At 71.0% G+C, this 20610-nt stretch carries 14 protein-coding genes; 9 read left to right on the forward strand and 5 right to left on the reverse strand.

Annotation, left to right across the window (positions count from 1 at the left end; genetic code table 11):
* Positions 1–166: 166 nt before the first annotated feature.
* From NON19_RS05620 to NON19_RS05640, 5 genes are all read right to left on the reverse strand, one after another.
* Positions 167–1015 carry a GPI inositol-deacylase gene (locus NON19_RS05620; RefSeq protein WP_255925502.1) on the reverse strand — a complete coding sequence of 283 codons (849 nt, stop codon included), beginning with the start codon at positions 1013–1015 and terminating at the stop codon, positions 167–169.
* Positions 1012–6249 carry a caspase family protein gene (locus NON19_RS05625; RefSeq protein ID WP_255925503.1) on the reverse strand — a complete coding sequence of 1746 codons (5238 nt, stop codon included), beginning with the start codon at positions 6247–6249 and terminating at the stop codon, positions 1012–1014. The genes NON19_RS05620 and NON19_RS05625 overlap by 4 nt, the downstream gene beginning before the upstream one ends.
* 84 nt (positions 6250–6333) lie before the next feature.
* Positions 6334–7539: a cytochrome P450 gene (locus NON19_RS05630; protein ID WP_255925504.1), complete on the reverse strand. Its 1206-nt coding sequence runs from the start codon at positions 7537–7539 to the stop codon at positions 6334–6336.
* Positions 7540–7551: 12 nt separating this feature from the next.
* Positions 7552–8916 (reverse strand): NAD(P)/FAD-dependent oxidoreductase, encoded by a 1365-nt coding sequence (locus NON19_RS05635; RefSeq protein WP_255925505.1) that lies wholly within the window; start codon positions 8914–8916, stop codon positions 7552–7554.
* On the reverse strand, positions 8913–9167 hold the full coding sequence (locus tag NON19_RS05640; protein WP_255925506.1) for a ferredoxin: 255 nt from the start codon (positions 9165–9167) through the stop codon (positions 8913–8915). Before NON19_RS05640 ends, NON19_RS05635 begins: the two co-directional genes overlap by 4 nt.
* Before the next feature lie 166 nt (positions 9168–9333).
* On the opposite strand from NON19_RS05640, the gene NON19_RS05645 reads away from it, so the two are divergent.
* The 9 genes from NON19_RS05645 to NON19_RS05685 all read left to right on the forward strand — a co-directional run bounded on the left by NON19_RS05645 (position 9334) and on the right by NON19_RS05685 (position 20487).
* Positions 9334–9981 (forward strand): TetR/AcrR family transcriptional regulator, encoded by a 648-nt coding sequence (locus tag NON19_RS05645; RefSeq protein ID WP_255925507.1) that lies wholly within the window; start codon positions 9334–9336, stop codon positions 9979–9981.
* A 5-nt stretch (positions 9982–9986) separates the two neighbouring features.
* The gene (locus tag NON19_RS05650) at positions 9987–10610 is read left to right on the forward strand and encodes a hypothetical protein (RefSeq protein WP_255925508.1); all 624 of its coding nucleotides are present in this window, start codon (positions 9987–9989) and stop codon (positions 10608–10610) included.
* A gap of 294 nt (positions 10611–10904) precedes the next feature.
* Positions 10905–14372 (forward strand): S8 family serine peptidase, encoded by a 3468-nt coding sequence (locus tag NON19_RS05655; RefSeq protein WP_255925509.1) that lies wholly within the window; start codon positions 10905–10907, stop codon positions 14370–14372.
* Positions 14373–14562: 190 nt separating this feature from the next.
* Positions 14563–15123 carry a PadR family transcriptional regulator gene (locus tag NON19_RS05660; RefSeq protein WP_255925510.1) on the forward strand — a complete coding sequence of 187 codons (561 nt, stop codon included), beginning with the start codon at positions 14563–14565 and terminating at the stop codon, positions 15121–15123.
* Positions 15124–15155: 32 nt separating this feature from the next.
* Entirely contained in the window at positions 15156–16877 is a 1722-nt protein-coding gene (locus NON19_RS05665; protein WP_255925511.1) for an acyl-CoA dehydrogenase family protein, read from the forward strand.
* 118 nt (positions 16878–16995) lie between these two features.
* A complete protein-coding gene (locus NON19_RS05670) occupies positions 16996–17400 on the forward strand; it encodes a hypothetical protein (protein ID WP_255925512.1) in 405 nt (134 codons plus the stop codon).
* 314 nt (positions 17401–17714) lie between these two features.
* A complete protein-coding gene (locus tag NON19_RS05675) occupies positions 17715–18836 on the forward strand; it encodes an acyltransferase family protein (protein WP_255925513.1) in 1122 nt (373 codons plus the stop codon).
* A 1-nt stretch (position 18837) separates the two neighbouring features.
* The gene (locus NON19_RS05680) at positions 18838–19632 is read left to right on the forward strand and encodes a GDSL-type esterase/lipase family protein (protein ID WP_255925514.1); all 795 of its coding nucleotides are present in this window, start codon (positions 18838–18840) and stop codon (positions 19630–19632) included.
* A 171-nt stretch (positions 19633–19803) separates the two neighbouring features.
* Positions 19804–20487, forward strand: a complete 684-nt coding sequence (locus tag NON19_RS05685; RefSeq protein ID WP_255925515.1) for a ScbR family autoregulator-binding transcription factor — start codon at positions 19804–19806, stop codon at positions 20485–20487.
* The last annotated feature ends 123 nt before the right edge of the window (positions 20488–20610 follow it).

The raw sequence follows: 20610 nt of genomic DNA on the forward strand, positions 1-20610 counted from the left end.
TGGTGTATTCGACGATGGCACGGGCTACATGGCCGCTGCAATAAAGTCCGGAATACTCGGATTTTCCGGTGAATCGGAGGGCTGGGGAACGACGGGACGGTGGCGGACCTGCTCACCGGCGAAACTGCTCGAAGCGCCCCGGCGTTCACGGTGGTCGGCGGCGAGATCACGCACCCAGTCCGGCGGTGACCGCCCGTCCCGTCTCCACCGCCGTGAGGTACGGCCGCACATCGTGCGCCTTGGCACCGTTGTGGACGAGGAGATCGGTGACCCGCTCGCCGAACGCGGGCGCGAGGGCCTTCACCAGGGCGACCGCGTCGCCCTGGTCGGCCACGTTGGTCCAGCGCTTGACCGGCACCGGCCAGCGGGCGCGTCCGTTGGCCGGTGCCGGTGTCAGACGGTCGAAGACGACGTTGGACACGCCGAGTGGTGAGCCCAACGTGACCAACGTGAGGTCAGGCCACTCGGGATGGGCGCACAGCGCCTCGTACGCGACCACGCTGCCCAGTGAGTGGGCGACGATCACCCGGGTCTCGTAGGTCACCTCCCGCACCAGGCGTTCCTTTACCCGTGCCCGTGTTTCCGGCTCGGTGAAGTAGCGGCGGACCTGCCGTGCGCTGGAGATCATCAGGCGTTCGCTCAACCCGGCGAAGAACGACGAGTGGCTGAGCGCGTCCAGCGCCCGCTGCACGACGTTGGGGGCGCGCAGCCGTACGGCGGCCTCCGGACCGGTGACCGCCGTTTCCTGGCGGGCGGCCGACTCCCACCAGAGCAGGAGCAGTTCGCGTTCGATACCGTCCTCGACATCGGAGGCGTCCAACTCCGGTACCGCCAGGCCACGATGGCCCGCGGGGCGGAACAGGTCCCCGTAGAACGCCATGGCGACATCGTCGCGGTCCACCTGCCCACCGGCGAGGGCAAGGCCGTCCGACAGTGCTGGAAACCAGTCGGTCAGCAGTGATTCCGCTCCCTTGACCTGCTGCGCGATGCCGTGGACGAGGACGATCCGGCTCATGCAAATCCCTTCGCGGGAGGCGGCGTGAGGTTGAGGCGCAGGGCGACCGCGCCCATGTCGGTGGCGACACAGATGCGGCCGGTGTCGTCGGAAGCGATGTCGTTGATGCCGCTGCCGATGTCGAGTTCGGCGGTCCAGGTGGGGGACTTCATGTCCCAGACCCGCAGTTGGCCGTATTGGTCGGCTGCGATCACCGTTGGGGTGCCCTGCAGTCGTGCCACGCGGACGGCCCGTATCGCGGAGGCGAACGGCTTCAGGTCCGGGCTGACGTCGGTCCCGTCGGCCACGTCCCAGACGCGCACCCGCCCGTCACCCGCACCGGAGACGACCAGCTCCCGGTCGAGATGGGCGAAGTCAACGCAGTAGGCGCCCCTGTCGTGGTGGCCGAGTGGAGGCCGGAACGGCTGGCCGGTGCTCAGGTCCCACAGCCGTACCGTCCCGTCGAAGGCGGCGCTGGCGACCACGGGCGTACCGTTGACTGTCGCGGCACGCACGGCCAGGACGTCCGAGGTGTGTCCGGCCATGGGACGACACACCGGTGCCTGGGTGTGGACGTCCCAGGCGTGCAGGGTGTAGTCCCGTGCCACCGACACGGCGACGGGACGGTTGTCGAGGGAGCACAGGCAGCCTGCGAAGGTCACGCCTGAGCGCCTGCCCAGCCGCTTTCGGCTACCGAGGTCCCAGACTTCGGCCCCCAACACCGTGGTGCGCAGCAGCAGAACGGCCCCGTTCATTTCGGTGGCCGACACTTCGTAGGCGGCCTGATTGGCTGAGATGATGTGAGCCGCGATCTGCCGCCCGTCGTCCAGATCGTGGGTCCGTACCGTTCCGTTCAGGCCGCCGGTGACGACGGCCGTACTGCCGTCAGTGGTACGGATGATGCTCGCCGAGATCAGGCGTTGTTCCGCACCGCACAACGGCTCGCCGACGGGACGCATGGAGTCAAGGTCGCAGACCCGCACCTCGTACGAGTACCGGACCACCACCACTGGCACCCCGTCCACCTCCCCCAGTACCGGCGCGGGGTGGTACTCCAGCAATCCGACGGCGGTGTCGCCCTCCAGTGGAGGACCCATGGCTCTGCCCGTCTCCAAGTCCCAGAGGCGCACGGTGCTGTCGAAGGACACGGATGCGACCACGGTCCTCCCGCCGAGGCGGCCGAGGCTGCCGACCACAACGCGCGAGGTGTGACCAAGCATGGGCTGGCCCACGGCGGAGCGCGTCACGATGTCGTACACATAGACGCCGTTGCCCTCACGGGTGACCAGCACCACCGGCCGGTCCGCTTCGAACGCGACCGCCAGCGAACTGGCGGTGAGCGCGAGGTCCTCGACATTGAAGTGCGCGTACGGATGGGTGGGGGGCAGCAGCCCACGCCCGCTCAACCGCCATGCGTATGTGTGGGCCAGCGATGTGGCGATGACGATTTCCAGCGCCTGGCCGGTCGCCCGGACGGCCAGGTGCCGGATCCCACCGATGTGTCCCGTCAGCGGCGGGACGACGAGCTCCCCGGTGAACATGTCCCAGACACGGACGGTTCCGTCCTCGCTGCCGCTGATGACGACCGGCGCGCCCTCCAACGTCCCGAGCGCCACGCACCGCACGGCGTTGGTGTGCCCCTCCAGGGACCGGCTCACCGGAGTGCCGTGGAGTACGCCCCACGTCCGCACCATGGTGTCGGAGCCGCCCGTCACGGCCACCATCCGCCCACCGAACTGCGCGACGGCCACGGCCAGTACCTGTCCCGAGTGGCCTTCCAAAGGAGGACCGGCCTGCTTGCGGGTGCGCAGGTCCCACACCCGGGCGGTGCCGTCCTCGCCACCGGTGACGGCCAAGGGGTGCCCCTGGGCATCGCAGTACGCGACGGACGTCACCGCACCGGCATGGCCTTCGGCGGGTTGGTCTGTCGCCAGGTCCCAGATCCGCGCGGTGCGGTCGTCGCTGACGGTGACCGCGAGGGAGACGCCGTCGGCGAAGGCGGCGGCGTTGATGTCGTCCACGTGCCCGCGCAGTGGTTGCCCTATCTGCCGCAGCGAACGCAGGTCCCACAGCCGGGCTTCGAGTCTTCCGCTGGTGAGGGCGACGGGACGGCCGTCGAACTCTCCGATCTCCACAGAGGCGACCCCGCTGCGCGTGAAGTAGACGTGCGCCCTTACCGGTTCGCCGATCTGGCGGCCTTGGGCCAGGTCCCACAGGCTCAGCATGCCCGCCTTGTCGCCGACCAGTGCCACGGTTCGCGCGTCCATCGATCCCACCGACACCGCGGTGACCGCCTCCGCCGCTCCGATGAGGGGAGCGCCGTGGAGGAGCGGGTCAGCTCCGGTGGACAGCGGGCCGAAGTTCCAGACGTGGACGGCCTTGTCGTCCCCTCCGGTGGCCGCGAGGGGCAACCCGTCCAGCTCACCGAGTGCGGCGCTGCGCACCGTGCGTCGGTGCGCGGCCAGATCACAGCCGAGCTGTCTTCTGCTCGTGAGGTCCCAGATCCGGGCCGTGCCGTCGCTGCTCGTGGTGAGCGCCACGGGCTGATCGGCGAGCGAGCCGATGACGATGGACTCGATACTGTTGGTGTGTCCGGTCAGCGGCGAGCCGTACTCCTGCCCCGCCGACAGGTCCCAGACCCGGACCGTGCCGTCCACCCCACCGGTCAACGCCACGGTGTAGTGGCCCAGTTCACCGATGGCCACGGCCCGCACCGAGACGCCGACCCGCAGCGGTTCACCGATCTGCCGCTGTGTGGTCAGGTCCCAGATCCTTGCGGTGGTGTCCATGGAGCCGGTCACGGCGATGGGCCGTCCGTCCAGCTTCCCAACGGCCACACATCTGATCGGCTTGGTGTGCCCGCTCAACAACCGGTGCACCCCGCTCGCCGACCACCAGGCCCAACGCGCGCTCCACGGAAGGCAGATGCCGAGGTCATCCACGCGGTCGGCGAGCTCGTTCGCCTCGCAGCGACGTGCGGACAGTTGCAGATCGGCGGCCCGGCCGCCCAGCGGCCGGTCCGGGGTGAGCCGGTGGGCGATCTGCTCGTAGGAGCTGCGGATCCGCCGCGCGGCGTCGCCGTCCACGGAGGCGAACGCCGTCAGCAGGGCGAGCGGTTCGCAGGCGAGCAGGAATCCGGGGTCCGTTATGAGCTCGCTGAGCCTGCCGCCCGCGCTCGCGTGGGTGGCCAGGTGCTGACGTACGTAGGGAGCGGCCGCGAACCAGTCCCGCCTGCCGTCGGCCGTCGCCGGAACGAGGGAGAGCAGCGCCTGGACGACGAGGTGCTGGACCTCCTCCGGCGGCCGGTCGGTGGTCGCCCGCAGGTGCTCGGCCAGGGCCTTGTGGTAGAGCCGGTAGACGGAGCGGTGGTCGTCGTCGATGACCTCGGCGATGTACGCCTCCGCCACGTCCAGCGCCCAGGAGACGTCCTCTTCTGTGCACGGCACCCCGGAGATGACCGTGCTCAGCGTCGTCCACACCCGGCCGCGCGGCAGCCCCTTGCCCTCGGAGAAGGCGAGGGCGAGCAGCATCCTGCGCACCCGGGGCTCATCGGGACCGAAGCGGGCGAGGTAGTCGTCGAACGCCTCCCCGACCTCGCTCGGCAACTCCTCGTGCCAACCGGGGCGGGAGACGTCGACCACGGCCCGGTCCGAGCGCAGGGTCCGGGCGGTGGTCCTGGCGTAGAGGTAGACGCCCGCGGCCTTCGCGGCCACGCTCTGGGCGACCGTTGTGGCCAGCTCCGGTCGGCCGCGGTACGGAGTGGGGACCTCGGGCTCGTCCGGGGCGAGCAGCACCCTGGTGACGTAACCGGTGACATCGCTGGTGTTGGCGCGGTAGCCCGGCTGGTCCAGGTCGAGGCAGACGAACGTCGGTCCCAGCGGGGTCACCAGCTCGTGCCGGGTGCCTACCAGCAGCCGTACGCCCCGGATCTCCGACATCGGGCGCAGCAACTCCCGGGTGATGCGCCGTGGTTCGCCGTGGCCTCCGGCGTCGGCCGCGGTGTCGGACCCGGCCTCGTCCACCGCGTCCACGACGATGACCAATGGTGGTGACTGGCGTCCGCGCCGGGTGAGTTCCTGTAGCAGGGAGGCCGTGCCCTCCGCCGCGACGCCCAGTGCGCAGGCGATCCGGTCGACCACGTCCTCCAGGCGCTTGTGCCGGGCGTGGACGGCGGCCGTCACACATCCCTCGGGCACGACGGTCGCCGGATCGACGTCCGTCAGATCGATCCTGGTCCGGTACTGGCTGGCGGAGAGCGCGACGATCCTGCCCAGTACCGCCGACTTGCCGCAGCCGGGACTGCCGGTGACCACCCTGCCCTTGCCGTCACCGTTGTCGGCGGTCAGCCAGCTCACCAGCTCGGACAGCACGCGGACGCGTCCGCTGAAGTACAGCCCCTGCTCGGACTCGAACTCCACCCCGCGCGACCGCGGGCCGAAGTGCTCGGCCAGGTCCTGCTCGGCGACCCGGCGCTGCACTTCGAGGTCGGTCCCGATGGGCGGGAGTTCCTCCCGGTAGCCGGAGTTGGGCAGGAACGGTGCCAGCCCCGTGACCAGGCCGCTGGCCAACTCGGCGCGCTGACCGCGCCGTTCCGCCTCCCAGCGTTCGTTGACCGCCTTCACCAGTTCGGTGAGGTCCAGGTACCGCTGGCGCTGCCCGGTACGGCTGGTGGTGGTCCGCACCGCGTCGGCGAGGGCGGAGACGAAGACACCGTCCTCGGCGACGTCCTTGCGACGGGCGGAGGCCAGGAACCACAGGCCGGTGGAGTCCCCGGAGCCGTACCGGTAGGCGATCGTGTGCAGTGCGAGCGAGGCGGCCTCCGCACCGCCCGCGCCGCCTGAACACGTGTCGAGTATGAGCAGGAGGTTGCGCAGTCGGCCACGGCACAGGATGCGCACCAGGTCCTCGGTGGCCAGCGCGGTGGTCGCCGGGTCCTCGTCGTGCGAGTCCCAGCACATCAGGTAGTGCCGGTCGCGGTCCGCCACGACGCCGTGCCCGGCGAAGTACGTCACCACCACGTCGTCCGGCGTGAGGTCGGCGTCGTCGGACCAGTGGCGCAGCTTCTGCCGGACCTGTTCCGCACTGTCGTACTCACCGAGTCCGGGGAGCACCGGCTGGTATCCGAAGCCGGTGAACAACTCGGCCATCGCGCGGATGTCGGCGGGAACGTGGCGCAGTTGTTCTTCCTCCGGCAGGTGGCAGTAGCGACCGCTGCCCAACGCGACAAAGAACCGACGCCCCACCTGTTGCCCCACCGCCGTCTCCCCACAGCCTCACCGGAAACTGTAGCGGGACGGCGGCGGGCGGTACCGGTCAGCCGGTCAACTGCCCTGTGGGCCTTACCGGTTGGTCAGCCGGTCGTAGGCGACCAAAAGGTGTTCCGGGCCGCGCAGGGCGGCGTTTCGCCGGTAGGGGGGTGGGTCGGCGACCAGGCGGGGGGCGGTCAGGCGGTTGGCCAGGGCGGTGAGTGCCAACTGGGCTTCGGCGCGGGCCAGTGCGGCGCCCACGCAGTAGTGGATGCCGCCGCCGAAGCCGAGGTGGGCGTTGTCCGCGCGGTCGGGGACGAAGCGGTCCGGGTCGGGGAAGCGGCGCGGGTCGCGGTTGCCCGCGGCGAGCATGATGCGCAGCCTTGAGCCCTTGGGGATGGTGGTGCCCGCGATGTCGATGTCGGCGAGCGTGCTGCGGCCGGACATCTGCACCGGAGGGTCGTAGCGCAGCACCTCCTCCACCAGCGGGGTGGCCAGGTCGGGGTCGCTGCGCAGCCGGGCGAGCACGTTCGGGTCGCGCAGCAGCGCGAGGGTGCCGTTGGCGATCAGGTTGACGGTGGTCTCGTGACCGGCGATGAGCAGCAGCACGAGGGTGACGCGCAGGTCCACCGGGCCCATCGGGCCCTCGTCGTCGCCGCTGGCCATCAGGGCGGACAGCAGGTCGTCACCGGGCTCGGCCCGGCGCTGCTGGATGAGACCCTCCAGGTACTGGAGCAGTTGGTCGCGGGCCTGCTGGGCGTCGCGGATCTGCTCCTCGGTCGGCGAGTCGACGGGGTCCAGGGCGAGGGTGAGCCGACGTGAGAGGGCGCCGAAGACCGGCTCGTCCTCGCGCGGTACGCCGAGCAGTTCGCAGATCACGGTGACCGGCAGCGGATAGGCGAGGTCGGTCACCACGTCGAGCTGGCCCGGCCCCGAACCGGTGTGGGCGTCGAGGAGTTGGTCCACCAGTTCGGCTATGTGGTCGCGCATGCCCATGATCCGGGGGATGAACTCCCCGGTGACCAGGCGGCGCAGCCGGTCGTGCCGCGGCGGGTCCTGGACCAGCAGACTGCGGAGGGCGGGCTCGGGGGCCTGCGGGTTGAGCCGGTCGGCGCTGATCCGCGGATCGTGCAGTAGCTGGGCGATCTCGTGGTAGCCGCTGACCAGCCAGGTCCCGTTCTCCATGCGCGCCACCGGCCGCTCGCGCATCAGCGCGTAGCACGGGTACGGGTCGGCGCGGTTGTCGTACCGCATGACCTGGGCGAACAGGTCGGTGGGCGAAAGTTGTGTGGTGGTCATCAACGTGCTCCCTTACGGGTGTGCGGTCATGACGGGTCGGCGTTGGGCTGTCGCGGTTGCTGCGGTTGCTGCGGTTGCTGCGGTTGCTGCGGCTGTCGCGGCTGTTGATCGGCGCGGGAACTCGGCGTCCACGGCGGTGGGTTGGGGTGGGCCGTCGGGGGCGTTGAGCACGGGTGGGAAGGGTGCCCCGGCCTCGATGAGGGCGGCGTAACCGCCCAGTACCCGGGGGGAGTTGACGGCCACGGCGGCCACCAGCCGCCCGTCGCGCCCGTATGCGGCGACGAAGCGGCGCTGGGCCAGGGTGCCCTGGGTGATGACCACCTGGTCGGCGATGGCGGGCAGGCCCACGGACTTGCAGTTGACCCCGAACTGGTTGGACCAGAAGGCCGGTAGCGGCTGGTGGACCCGGTGGCCGCCGTGGGCCATGTTGTGCGCCGCGGTGCGGGCCTGGCGGACGGCGTTGTCCCAGTGGTCGAGCCGCAGCAACTGCCCGGGGTAGCGGGGGTGCGGCCAGCGGGCGATGTCGCCCGCGGCGAAGACCTCCGGTACGACGGCGCCGTCGGGAGTCAGCACCCGGCAGGTGGCGTCGCAGGTCACGCCGTGGTCGTCGACGGCCAGGCCGGATCCGGCCAGCCAGCCGGTGTTGGCGACCGCGCCGGTCGCCACGACGGCCACCTCGGCCTCCACCGTGCTGCCGTCGGACAGCACCGCGCGCCGCAACCGGCCGTGCGAGTCGCCCTCCAGGGTGCGGACCGTGGTGTTCAGCCGCAGGTCGACTCCGGCGTCGCGGTACCAGTCGGCGGCGGCCCGGCCGACCACCCCGCCCAGCGCGCTCGCCAGCGGGGCCGCGCCGCGCTGGGTCACCGTCACCGCGAGGCCGAGGTCCCGGCAGGACGAGGCGACCTCGCCGCCGGTGAAGCCCGCGCCGATCACCAGCACCCGGTGCGGACCGGCGAGCAGCGCCGCGCGCAGCCGCTCGGCGTCCTCCCGGCCGCGCAGTACGTGGACGCCCCGCAGGCCGCCTCCGGCCTGCTCGGGCCATGGGCGGGCGCGGGTTCCGGTGGCGATCAGCAGCCGGTCGTACCGGATCCGGCGCCCGTCGGCCAGCACCACCTGGCGGCCGGGCACGTCAAGGCCGGTCGCGGCGGTGCCCAGCAGCCAGTGGGCGTCGATGTCGCGCAGCCGGGGCAGCGTGGTGTGGTCGGCGGGCAGCCAGCCGGACAGCACCGCCTTCGACAGCGGGGGACGGTCGTACGGCTCATGCGGCTCGTCGCCGATCAGGGTCAGCTCGCCGGTGAACCCCTCGTCCCGCAGCGCCTCCGCGGCGCGCAGCCCGGCCAGCGAGGCACCGACCACCACGGTGCGGTCGGCCCTCATCGGTCACTCCCCGCGCTCAGCGGCGACGGCTCGTTGGCCGCGCCCAGCGCTATGGCCTGTACCGGGCACGCGGCGGCGGCCCGCTCGACCTCGCGACGTGCGGCCTCGCCGGGCGCGTAGTCGTACTCCAGCGACTCCTCGCCGTGGAACCGGAAGACCGTCGGTGCGGCGTAGACGCACTGGCCGTAGTTCTGGCAACGGTTCAGGTCCACCACAAGCCGGAGCGTGTCCGGTGGGGACTGCTTGGTCATCTCTCTCCCTTTCCGCGGGGCGGCGTCCGCCCGCTGACCAGGGCCTGCGGCCCGGTCGTGCCCGGGCTCGGCATCGCGGGCGCAACTCAAATAGTGGTCGCTATTCGGACTGTACACGCTATCGAGGCTTTGACATAGCGGTCACTATCTGAATAGCCTCCATGACATGGATGCACAGCCTGAGGAACCGGTGCGGCGGCGGCTGACCAGGGCCGAGACCAAGGCACGGACTCGCGCACTACTGCTGGACGCGGCGGCGCGCACCTTCGCCCGCAAGGGCTTCACCGGTGCCTCGGTGGAGGAGATCGCCGAGGCCGCGGGCTTCTCCACGGGCGCGCTGTACTCGAACTTCAGCAGCAAGGAAGCGCTGTTCCTGGAGCTGCTCTCGGACCGCAGGCGGGACCGTCTGGCGGCGGCCGCCCAGGCCCTGGACGCCCATGGAGCGGGCACCGGGGAGGCGGTCGCGGAACTGGGGCGGCTGCTGGTCGACGTCGCCGACAAGGACATCGAATTCGCCGCGCTCCAGGCCGAGTTCTGGCTCTACGCGATCCGCAACCCGCGGGTGATGGACGCCTTGGCGGCCTCGGTGCGCGAGTCGCACCAGGCGCTGGAGGGCCTGGTCGGCGCGGCCATGGCCCGGCGCGGCGCGCCCGACGGGGTCTGCGTCGAGGAGGTGTCCACGGTGGTGGCTGCGCTGTTCATCGGGCTGGTCCGCCAGCGGCGCATCGACCCCGACTGTGTGTCGGAGGAACTCTTCGGCCAGGCCCTCAACTGGCTGTTCACGGGCATCAACGCGGCCTCGGACGAAGGCTGAGCGCCGTGGCACTGGACCGAACGCGGGCCCGCTACGCCGCCATGGGCATGTGCATGGCCGTCGTCTGGCTGAGCGAGGGCAGTGAGCCAGCGTGGGAACACGCCCTGCGCACGGGCGTCATGCTGCTGATGGTCCCGCCGTTGCTGCTGCGCGCCCAGCGCCGCCTCGCCTCGAAGATCTACGAGTGCGAGCACCCCGGCCGGTTCGTGGCCCAACTGATCGCCGCCAGGCTCCTGGTGCTGGTCGCCGCCTTCGGGGTGAGCCACCTTCTGGGGGCCGTGCTGGATCCTCGGGCCAGCCACTCGCTCGTCATTCCGGGGGTGGCGGTTTCGCTCGCCGTCGCGGCGATCCCGTTGCAGGTCCGAAACGCCTACCGGGGACGAGCGGGCGCGGCGCACCCGGCGACCCGGCCCGCCTTCTCGGCCGCACGCCTGATCGCCGCGAAACTGACCCTGGTCATCGCCGCCCTCCTCGCCCAGTTGCTGCTCAGCCCGTACGTCCCGTCTCCCGACGCCGTCGTCGCGGTGGCGATAGCCGTCGTGGTGACCGCGCTCGGCCCACGGGTCCACGCCCACCTGCTGGTCGACCGGACCGCCAGGGACCGGCGACCGGCGCAGTCCGCCGCCTGACCGCGAACCACGTGCGCCGCAACGCTCCTGCCGGGTGAGGACGTTGGCGGTGGGACGGCCAGTCGGCCGCCAGCCACTCATCGCAAGTCCCGTCGGCCGACGCCGAGTTGGACCTGAGCCGCGTGGTGGAACTGGTCGGGCACATCTGCGCGATTACCCCTTGTCGGGAAGGCGCCGATGCGCTGGAATGCGTGAGCTTGTCGGGACGGGTGTTCCAGCAGCACGCACGCGTCCGACAACCGAACGCGTGGGCCTGGCACACCCCCTGACGTCTTTCCAGACGAAAGGATGTCGATGTTCGGCTGGCGGAAACCGCAGCTGGCAGGCGTCACCTTGGCCGCCGCGTCCATGGTCCTCACCTTCGGGACCACCGCGAACGGCGCTCCGTTGACTTCTGCACCGAACGCACAGGCGCTCTCGGACAACAGAGCGCCCACACCTGTGATCGTTATCCTCAAGGACCAGATCCCCAACGCCCCCGCCGACTCAGGGCACTTGAAGACCCGGGCCAAGGAGGCGGCCGCCGCCCAGGCCCCGCTGCTGGCGAAGGTCAAGGCGAACGGCGGCACGCACATCAAGACCTTCGTGGTCGGCAACGCCTTCTCGGCGGCCGTCAGCCCGGCGCTGCGCGCCGCCCTGGCGGCCGACCCCGCCGTCGCCTCGGTCGTCCCGGACGAGACGGTGAAGGTGACCCCGCCGAGCGCCGCCGCACCGGGACCCCAGGGCGGCGCGAAGGGGCCGACGGCCGTCACCCCCAACGCCAGGGCGAACGGCAACGGGAAGAACCCGTACGCCATCTGCCCCAGCGACCCGTCCAAGCCGCTGCTGGAGCCCGAGGCGCTGTACTCGACGCATGTCGAGGGCACCCCCGGCTCGCCCGGCGCCCACCAGATCGCCACCGGCAAGGGCGTCAAGGTCGCCTACATCGCGGACGGCCTCGACCCCGACGCCCCGGACTTCATACGCCCCGACGGCACGCACGCGGTCGTCGACCACCAGGACTTCTCGGGCGACGGCTGGGACGCGCCGAGCGGCGCCGCGGAGGCGTTCGGCGACGCCTCCGCGATGATCGCGCAGGGCCGGGAGAGCTACGACCTGTCGAAGTTCGTCAACCCCACCCACCCGCTGCCCGCCGGATGCAACATCCGTATCGAAGGTTTCGCGCCCGACGCGTCACTGGTGGCCCTCAAGGCCGGTGGCTCCACGTTCCCCAACTCGGCGATCCTGCAGTCCATCGACTACGCCGTCTCGGTCGCCCACGTCGACGTGCTCAACGAGTCGTTCGGCAGCAACGTCACCCCGGACAGCGGTGCGCACGACACCATCTCGCTGTTCAACGACGCGGCGGTGGCCGCCGGTGTGACGGTGACCGTCTCCAGCGGCGACGCCGGAATCAACAGCACCATCGGCACCCCGTCCACCGACCCGCACGTGATCTCCACGGGTGCCTCGACGGACAACCAGACGTATCTGCAAACCGGTTACGCCGCCGCCCAGTTCTCCAACGGCACCTGGGCCGACAACCGCATCTCCGCGCTGTCCTCCGGTGGCTTCACCCAGGCCGGACGCACCGTGGACCTGGTCGCGCCGGGTGAGGCGGACTGGGCGCTGTGCTCGCCGAAGATCAGCGAGTACACCGAGTGCACCAACTTCAACGGCACCGGCAGCGCGATCCAGCCGTTCGGCGGCACCAGCCAGTCCGCCCCGCTGACCGCGGGTGCGGCCGCCCTGGTGATCCAGGCCTACCGGGACAGCCACCACGGCCAGTCGCCGACTCCCGCGCTGGTCAAGCAGCTCCTCACCGGCACCGCCAGCGACCTCGGCCTGCCCGCCCAGGAGCAGGGCGCCGGTCTGCTGAACGTACGCGGCGCGGTGGAGGCCGCCCGCGGCTACCACAGCCCCTCGGGCGCCAAGCAGAGCGACACCCTCGCCGTCACCACCGGCCAGCAGGACATCACCGGCACTCCGGGCTCCAGCCACACCGCCAACGTCACCGTCGTCAACACCGGCCACACCACCCAGACGGTGACCGGCGCCACCCGTACCTTCGCGCCGCTGGCGAACTCCCGGCAGACCGTGCGGCTGAACTCCTCCACCGACCCGAAGTTCGCCTACGCCACCAACGGCGCGAGCTGGGTGCACCACGAGGTGAAGTTCACCGTGCCGCCGGGTGCCGACCGGCTCGCCGCGTCGATCGCCTGGCAGGGCAAGCCGCAGAAGTCGGGCGCCAACACCGTGACCCCGGTGGTCCGGATGACGCTGCTGGACCCCTCGGGCAGGTTGGAGACCAACACCCGTCCGCAGGGCGGCCCGGTATCGGCCAACTTCGGCATCGTTGACGTACCGCAGCCGGTCGCGGGCCAGTGGACGGCGATCTTCTACACCCCCGCGGGCAGTAACGGCTTCACCGGTCCGGTGCTGCTGGACACCGCAACCCAGCGCGCGGTGCCGGACGGTTCGGTCAGCCCGGAGGTGACCAGGCTCGCGCCGGGGCAGAGCACCACCTTGCGCGTCCACCTCACCACCCCGACGACCAGCGGTGACAGCGCCGAGTCGATCACCGTCGCCGGGTCGGACGGCCACACCACCAGCGTCCCGGTGATCCTGCGCAGCCTGATCCCGATCTCCGGCAAGGGCGGCGACTTCACCGGCACGATCACCGGCGGCAACGCCCGTGACTACTCGCCCGCGCAGTCCTTCAGCTACGCCTTCGACGTCCCCTCCGGCCACCGCGACATCCGCGCCGGTGTGACGCTGAGCGACCCCGACGTGCTGGTGCAGGGCTCGCTGATCAGCCCGAACGGCACGCCCGTTGACATCGAGAGCAACGCGCTGCTCAACGCCTCCGGCGCGCTGACCGGTACCGCGCGCGGCGTGTCGGCCACCGCGGTCAACCCGGCGGCCGGTCGCTGGCGGTTCGTGCTGACCGTCGTCAACCCGGTCAGCGGCGCCGAGCTGAACGAGCCGTTCCATGGCACCGTCGGCCTTGACCAGGACCAGGCGACCGCCACCGGCCTGCCGGACAACGTCAGCGCCAAGCTGGCGGCGAACAAGTCCACCACGGTGCACGTGACGTACACCAACAACACCGCGGCCACCCAGATGATCCAGGCCGACGGTCGGCTGACCACGATGGTGGACGTCCCGCTGGTGCCGCAGGGCACCTCGGCCACCGTCGCGCTGCCGCTGCACCCGACCTCGACGACCCCGGGCTTCCTGGTGCCCCCGGGCACCGACCGGTTGACCTCCGTCGCGGCCTCCTCGACGCCCGCGCAACTGGAGTTGAGCGCCACCGCCGGTTCGCCGGACTCCTTCGGTGACCTCAAGCAGGCGCAGGACGGTTCGACCGTCTCGGTCGTCAAGGACTTCGGCAGCGCCAAGCAGCCGGTGGTTCCGGGCTTCTGGAGCAGCTACGTCCAGCAGATCGGCCCGTTCCCGGCCGCCGGTGCGCCGACCGGTACGTCGACCATCACCGCCAGCGCCCACACCCAGGCGTTCGACCCGGCGGTGACCTCCAGCACCAACGACCCGTTCGCGCTCGCGGTGAACGCCTCGGCCCCGGCCGTCAACCCGGTCGCCGTCAAGCCCGGCGCCACCGGCTCGCTGGACGTCACCATCACCCCGCGCGGCACGCAGGGCAGCACCGTGCACGGCGTGCTGTACCTGGTGACCGCTCCGGGCGGTGTGGCCACCGCCAACAACCAGATCGGCACCACCGGTTCGGTTCTGGCGGCGATCCCGTACAGCTACACCGTCGACTGACACCCGTCGGTCAGACCCAGGCCGAGGCCGCTCCATCGTGGGGCGGCCTCGGCTGCTGTTCAGGGTCGCACGGTCAGCGCGGTGAATCAGCCCGGCGGGGTGCCGCCGGTAGCGGTACGGGGGTGAGCCGTGTCTCACCGGGGGCGGGCGCCCTTGCCTATGCAACGAGTTGCATAGCAGGATGCGGCGCATGGCACTTGAGCACGCCATCCTCGTCTCCCTGCTGGAACAGCCCGGGTCGGGCTATGAGCTGGCCCGGCGCTTCGACCGTTCCATCGGGTACTTCTGGACCGCCACCCACCAGCAGATCTACCGCGTGCTGCGGCGCATGGAGCGGGACGGATGGGTCGAGGTCCGCGACGTGGCCCAGGACGGCCGACCGGACAAGAAGGTGTACTCCGTGGCCCCGCCCGGCCGCGGCGCGCTGTCCGACTGGCTGGCCGAGCCGGTGGAACCGGAGAGCGTCCGGCACAGCCTGGCGGTCAAGGTCCGCGGCGCCGCCTTCGGTGACCCCGCCGGGCTGATCGCCGAGACCGAACGCCACCGCGCGGTGCACGCCGAGCGGCTGGCCCGCTATCTCGCCGGAGAGCAACGGGACTTCCCGGAATCCGCGGAACTGGACGCCGGAGCGCAGCTCCAGCACGTGGTACTGCGCGGCGGCATCGCCTACGAGCGGATGACCCTCGACTGGCTGGACGACGTGCTCGCCACCCTGCGCCGCCTCGGCGGCGCGCACCCCGACCCGCACTGAGGACGCCCTCGGCACAGAAAGGTGCCCAGCCCATGGCCGACGCCCCGCTGTTCAACCCGCACACCTACGACCCGGTCCACTTCGACCCCGAGACGCGCCGACTGCTGCGCGCCACGGTCGACTGGTTCGAGGAGCGCGGCAAGCGCAGGCTCATCGAGGACTACCGCAGCCGTGCCTGGCTGGACGACTTCCTGGCCTTCTCCGCCAAGGAAGGGCTGTTCGCCACCTTCCTCACCCCGGCCGCGGAGGCCGCGGGCAGTCAGGACAAGCGCTGGGACACCGCGCGCATCGCCGCCCTCAACGAGATCTTCGGCTTCTACGGCCTCGACTACTGGTACGCCTGGCAGGTCACCATCCTGGGCCTCGGCCCGGTCTGGCAGAGCGACAACGCCACCGTCCGCGCCCGCGCCGCCCAACTGCTCGACCAGGGCGAGGTGTTCGCGTTCGGCCTGTCGGAGAAGGCGCACGGCGCGGACATCTACTCCACCGACATGGTGCTCACCCCGAACGCCGACGGCGGTTTCCACGCCACCGGCTCCAAGTACTACATCGGCAACGGCAACGCCGCCGGACTGGTCTCCGTCTTCGGCCGCCGCAGCGACATAGAGGGCCCGGACGGCTACGTCTTCTTCGCCGCCGACCCGGGCCACCCGGCGTACCACCTGGTCAAGAACGTCGTGGACTCCTCGAAGTACGTCAGCGAGTTCCGCCTGGAGCGCTACCCGGTGCGCCCCGAGGACGTGCTGCACACCGGCAGCGCCGCCTTCGACGCGGCGCTGAACACCGTCAACGTCGGCAAGTTCAACCTGTGCACCGCCTCGATAGGCATCTGCGAGCACGCGATGTACGAGGCCGTCACCCACGCTCACAACCGGATCCTCTACGGCCGCCGGGTCACCGAATTCCCGCACGTGCGGCGGGAGTTGACCGACGCGTACGTACGGCTCGTCGGCATGAAGCTGTTCAGCGACCGCGCCGTCGACTACTTCCGCACCGCGGCGCCGGACGACCGCAGGTACCTGTTGTTCAACCCCATGACCAAGATGAAGGTCACCACCGAGGGCGAGAAGGTCATCGACCTGATGTGGGACGTGATCGCCGCCAAGGGCTTCGAGAAGGACACCTACTTCGCGCAGGCCGCCACCGAGATCCGCGGCCTGCCGAAGCTGGAGGGCACGGTCCACGTCAACCTGGCCCTGATCCTGAAGTTCATGGGCAACTACCTGCTGGCGCCCGCCGAGTACCCGCCGGTGCCCAGTCGGCTGGACCCGGCCGACGACGACTTCCTGTTCCGCCAGGGACCGGCCCGGGGCCTGGGCGCCATCCGCTTCCACGACTGGCGCACCGCCTACGACGCGTACGCGGAGCTGCCCAACGTGGCGCGGCTGCGCGAACAGGCCGACGCGCTGTGCGAGTTCGTCACCACCGCCGCGCCCGACGAGGCACAGCGCAAGGACCTCGACCTGCTGCTCGCCGTCGGCCAGTTGTTCGCCCTGGTGGTGCACGGCCAGTTGATCCTGGAGCAGGCCGAGTTGACCGGCCTGGACCGGGACGTGCTGGACGAGCTGTTCGGCGTGCTGGTGCGTGACTTCTCCGGGCACGCGGTCGAGCTGCACGGCAAGGAGTCCGCCACCGAGGCCCAGCAGCGGTGGGCGCTGGACGCGGTCCGCCGCCCGGTCGCCGACGCCGAGCGCACCGCCCGTGTCTGGTCCCGGGTCGAGGCGCTGGCCGGCGCCTACGAGATGCGGCCGTAACGCCGCGGCCGGTGCCACCCGGTGAACCGGGTGGCACCGGCACCCGTACCACTGTTCGCAAGGTCGCACCTTCCACGCAGCACGCCCCGCACCGGCCGGACACCGCGGAGGACCACCGATGAGCGAGCAGCACAGCCTTCCGATCGCCACCCACCCCGATGGCGGCGCCGAACTCCCCGTCGTACTCCATCTGCGCTGGGAGGACGTGGCCGCACTCGGCCGTGAGGCGGCCCGGCTGGCCGCCCAGCTCCAGCGCCCGGTCAGCCTGGACGAGGCGGCCAGCCAGAAGCTGAGCGCCCGGCGCACCACCACCTCCACGACATCGTCGAAGGACCGTACCGAGACCACGTCGACGTCCTCCCGGATGGCCCTGGCCTCCAGCGCGCCCACCGAACCGGCAGCTCAGTGGTCCTCCGGTTCCGCCAGTTCGGCGACCACCACCACGCGTGGCCCCTTCGACCCGCCGACCAAGATTTCCCCGCTCCCCAGTTCGAATGTTGAGCCGGGGCGCGCCACCGGTTGAGTACCGCGGGTGAACACCGTCGGTTGTCGAGGGCGGTTCGAACTGACAACATGATGCCCGGCCGCCACCTGGGAAACCGGTGGCGCCAGGCAGCGACCCCGATGCGTAACGCTAGGTAATGACATGCGCTTGTCGGCCCCCGTAAGGCCACGCGCCATGCCGAGCTGTGCCTGGAACCCTTACGCGCGGTATTGGCGTTACCCCACGTCGTTCTCTGGTGGTCGCGGTCGCGAACTCCCCCCACGCAGAAGATCGATTGGTTTCGCCATGTTTCTCGCTCGCTCGGATCGGCAGGTACGGCTTTGATCGCGGTGATGACGCGGCCGAGCCCCGCCGACCACTCCCCACAGCTCGACTCGCGCCCCCCGAGGACCACCCTGCCGTCCCTCACCGGCATGCGGTGGATGGCCGCGTTGCTCGTCTTCGGGCTGCACGTCCACAACTTCGGCTACTTCGGGGGTGAGGGACAGGGCTTCGTCTCCTGGGGGTTCGACGCGGGCGACACCGGGGTCTCCTTCTTCTTCGTGCTCTCCGGCTTCGTGCTGATGTGGTCGGCCCGGCCCCGGGACCGGGCCGTCGGCTTCTGGCGGCGGCGCTTCGCCCGCATCTACCCGGTGCACCTGGTGACCGTGCTGGTCGCGCTGGTGATGGCGTACACGGTGGCGCCGACGATGCGGCCGACCGGCGAGGAGGCCGCCGCGAACCTGCTGCTGGTGCACTCCTGGACGTACGCGTGGTGGCAGACACTCGACCCGGTCAGCTGGTCGCTGGCCTGCGAGGCCTTCTTCTACCTGCTGTTCCCCGCCCTGGCGTGGGCGTTGCGCCGACTGTCGGTGCGCGGCCTCACCCTGCTGGTGGTCGCCAGCGTCATCACCGTGATGGCACTGCCCTGGGCGAACACCCAGTTCCAGCTGGGCTGGCACATCTACTCGTTCCCGCTCGCCCGGGTGCCGGAGTTCATCCTCGGCGCGGCCAGCGCCCGCCTGCTGCTGCTCGGCCGGTGGCGCGGCCCCGGGCTGGAGGCGTCGCTGGCGGTCACCCTGATCGGCTACTTCCTGGCGCCCCGGCTCGGCGGTGCCACCGAGCACGCGGCCGGGACCATCATCGGCTTCGCGCTGCTGATGCCCGCCGCGGCCCGCGCCGACATGAACGGCGAGCCGTCGATGTGGCGGCACCGCGTGCTGGTACGACTGGGTGAACTGTCGTTCGCCTTCTACATGATCCATCTGCTGGTGCTCTACGCCGGTGCCCGGCTGTTCGCCGCTTCGCCGCACCTCCCGGCGGTGGAGGCGGTGCCCGCCGCGGGCCTGGCGTTCGCGGTGTCGCTCGCGCTGGCCTGGGTACTGTACGAAGGCGTGGAGCGCCCGTGTCGGCGGCTGCTGCTCAGGCCGCTGACCTCGCCGTCCGGTGCCCGCGCTGGAGCCGCGGAGGTCTGAGGTGGGTAGAGCGGGTGTACGGGCCGGTGCGGTGTCGGCGGCGATCGTCGCCCTGCTGCTGCCGCTGGCCAGCGGCGGCGCGGCGCAGCCCACCGCGCAGCCCACCGCCGCGCGCGCCGCCGCCTTCGCCCACTGCCCGGCCGTGCCACCGCCACCGAGGGTTCCGGCCGGGGGCAGCACGGTGGTGGTCGGCGCCTCGATCGCGGCCGGGTACCACACCTCGGGAGGGGAGCGCACCGCGTGGCCGCGCCTGCTCGCCGCCCGGCTGCGACACGACCATGTGCCGGTGGCGATCGTCAACGACAGCGTCAGTGCCGCCCGCCTGCTGACCGACAGCCCCGGCCACCCCTGTACCAGCGCCCTGCACCGCGAGGGACCGGCGCTGGCCGTGCCCGGCGTGCGCACCCTGGTGCTGGTCGACCTGATCAACGACATCCAGCAGACCCCGCACGTGTACGACCCGCGGAAGATCGAGGCCGGTCTGAGCCGGTTCGTGGCCAGCGCGCACGCCCACCATGTCCGTGTCGTCGCGGGCACCATCGCGCCGTACGGCGGATTCCCCGCCTACCAGCCGGCGGGGGAGCGGACCCGGCGCGCGGTCAACGCGTTCATCCTGCGCAGTCGGCTGTTCGACGGCGTGCTGGACTTCGACGCCGTCGTCAGGGACCCGAGCCAGCCCGACCGGATGCGGCCCGACTACGACTCCGGCGACCATCTGCACCCCGACGACGCGGGCCAACGGGCGATGGCCCGTGCGGTGCCGGTGGGCGTGATCTGGTCCCGCGCCGGTCGGTAACTGCCGGGTGCCGCCGCCGAGTTACCCGTCCGACGGGGAAGGCGATGGGCGGGGGAGCAGGCGCCGACCGTGACGGGTGCGCCGAATGAAGTGCGGGAACGGCCGGACTTGGGACTTCGGGCATTGGGTTAGGGTGATGCGGTGCCAGTTCGCGGGAGTCGGGAGACGGAAATGGCGCAGCAGGCGCGGGCGGTCCGGACCAAGCGGATGATTCTCCAGGCCGCGGCCGAGGTCTTCGACGAGTTCGGTTACGAGGGCGCCAGTACGACGGAGATCATCGCCCGTGGCGGCTTCACCAGGGGCGCGCTGTATTTCCACTTCCCCTCCAAGGAAGCGCTCGCCGAAGCGGTGATGGCGGCCCAGTCCGAGGCGCTCGTACCGCCGGTGCGGAAAGTCAGGCTGCAGGCCGTCATCGACCTCACGCTGCTTTTCGCCGAACGGCTGCGCACCGATGTGGTGCTACGGGCGGCGGTTCGGCTCGGCGTCGACCAGGCGTCCAGGAAGAACCCGAACCGGGCGCCGTACCAGGAGCCCATCAACCTCGTCGAGGATCTGCTGGCGGAAGCCAGGGACCGCGGCGAACTGCTGCCCGGAGTGAACGTGGAGGAGGTCGCCGGAATACTGGTGGGTGCTTTCACCGGAATCCAGATCATGTCCCAGGTGTACGAGCGGCGGCAGGCGCTGCCGGGCCGGATCTCGATGCTGTGGAAGTATCTGCTCCCCTCCCTCGCGGTCCCCGAGTTGCTCCCCTACCTCAGCGCCGACCCGGTACGCGGCAAGGGCGGCGCCTCGGATCCGGCACCCCATGAGGACTTGGTCGGCAGCGCTTACGGCAGCCTTCCGACCCGGGCCTAGCCGGATTTGACGCGGCTGCCCCGCGGCGAACCCGGGGGCTGACCGGTGGGATTCGAACTCGCCTCTTCTGTGTGGGCTGTGAGCATGCCATCATGCCCATGGTTCTGACGTGTACGCGGCAAC

Source organism: Streptantibioticus rubrisoli, from assembly GCF_024436055.1.
In the GTDB taxonomy this organism is placed as follows: Bacteria; Actinomycetota; Actinomycetes; order Streptomycetales; family Streptomycetaceae; genus Streptantibioticus_A; species Streptantibioticus_A rubrisoli.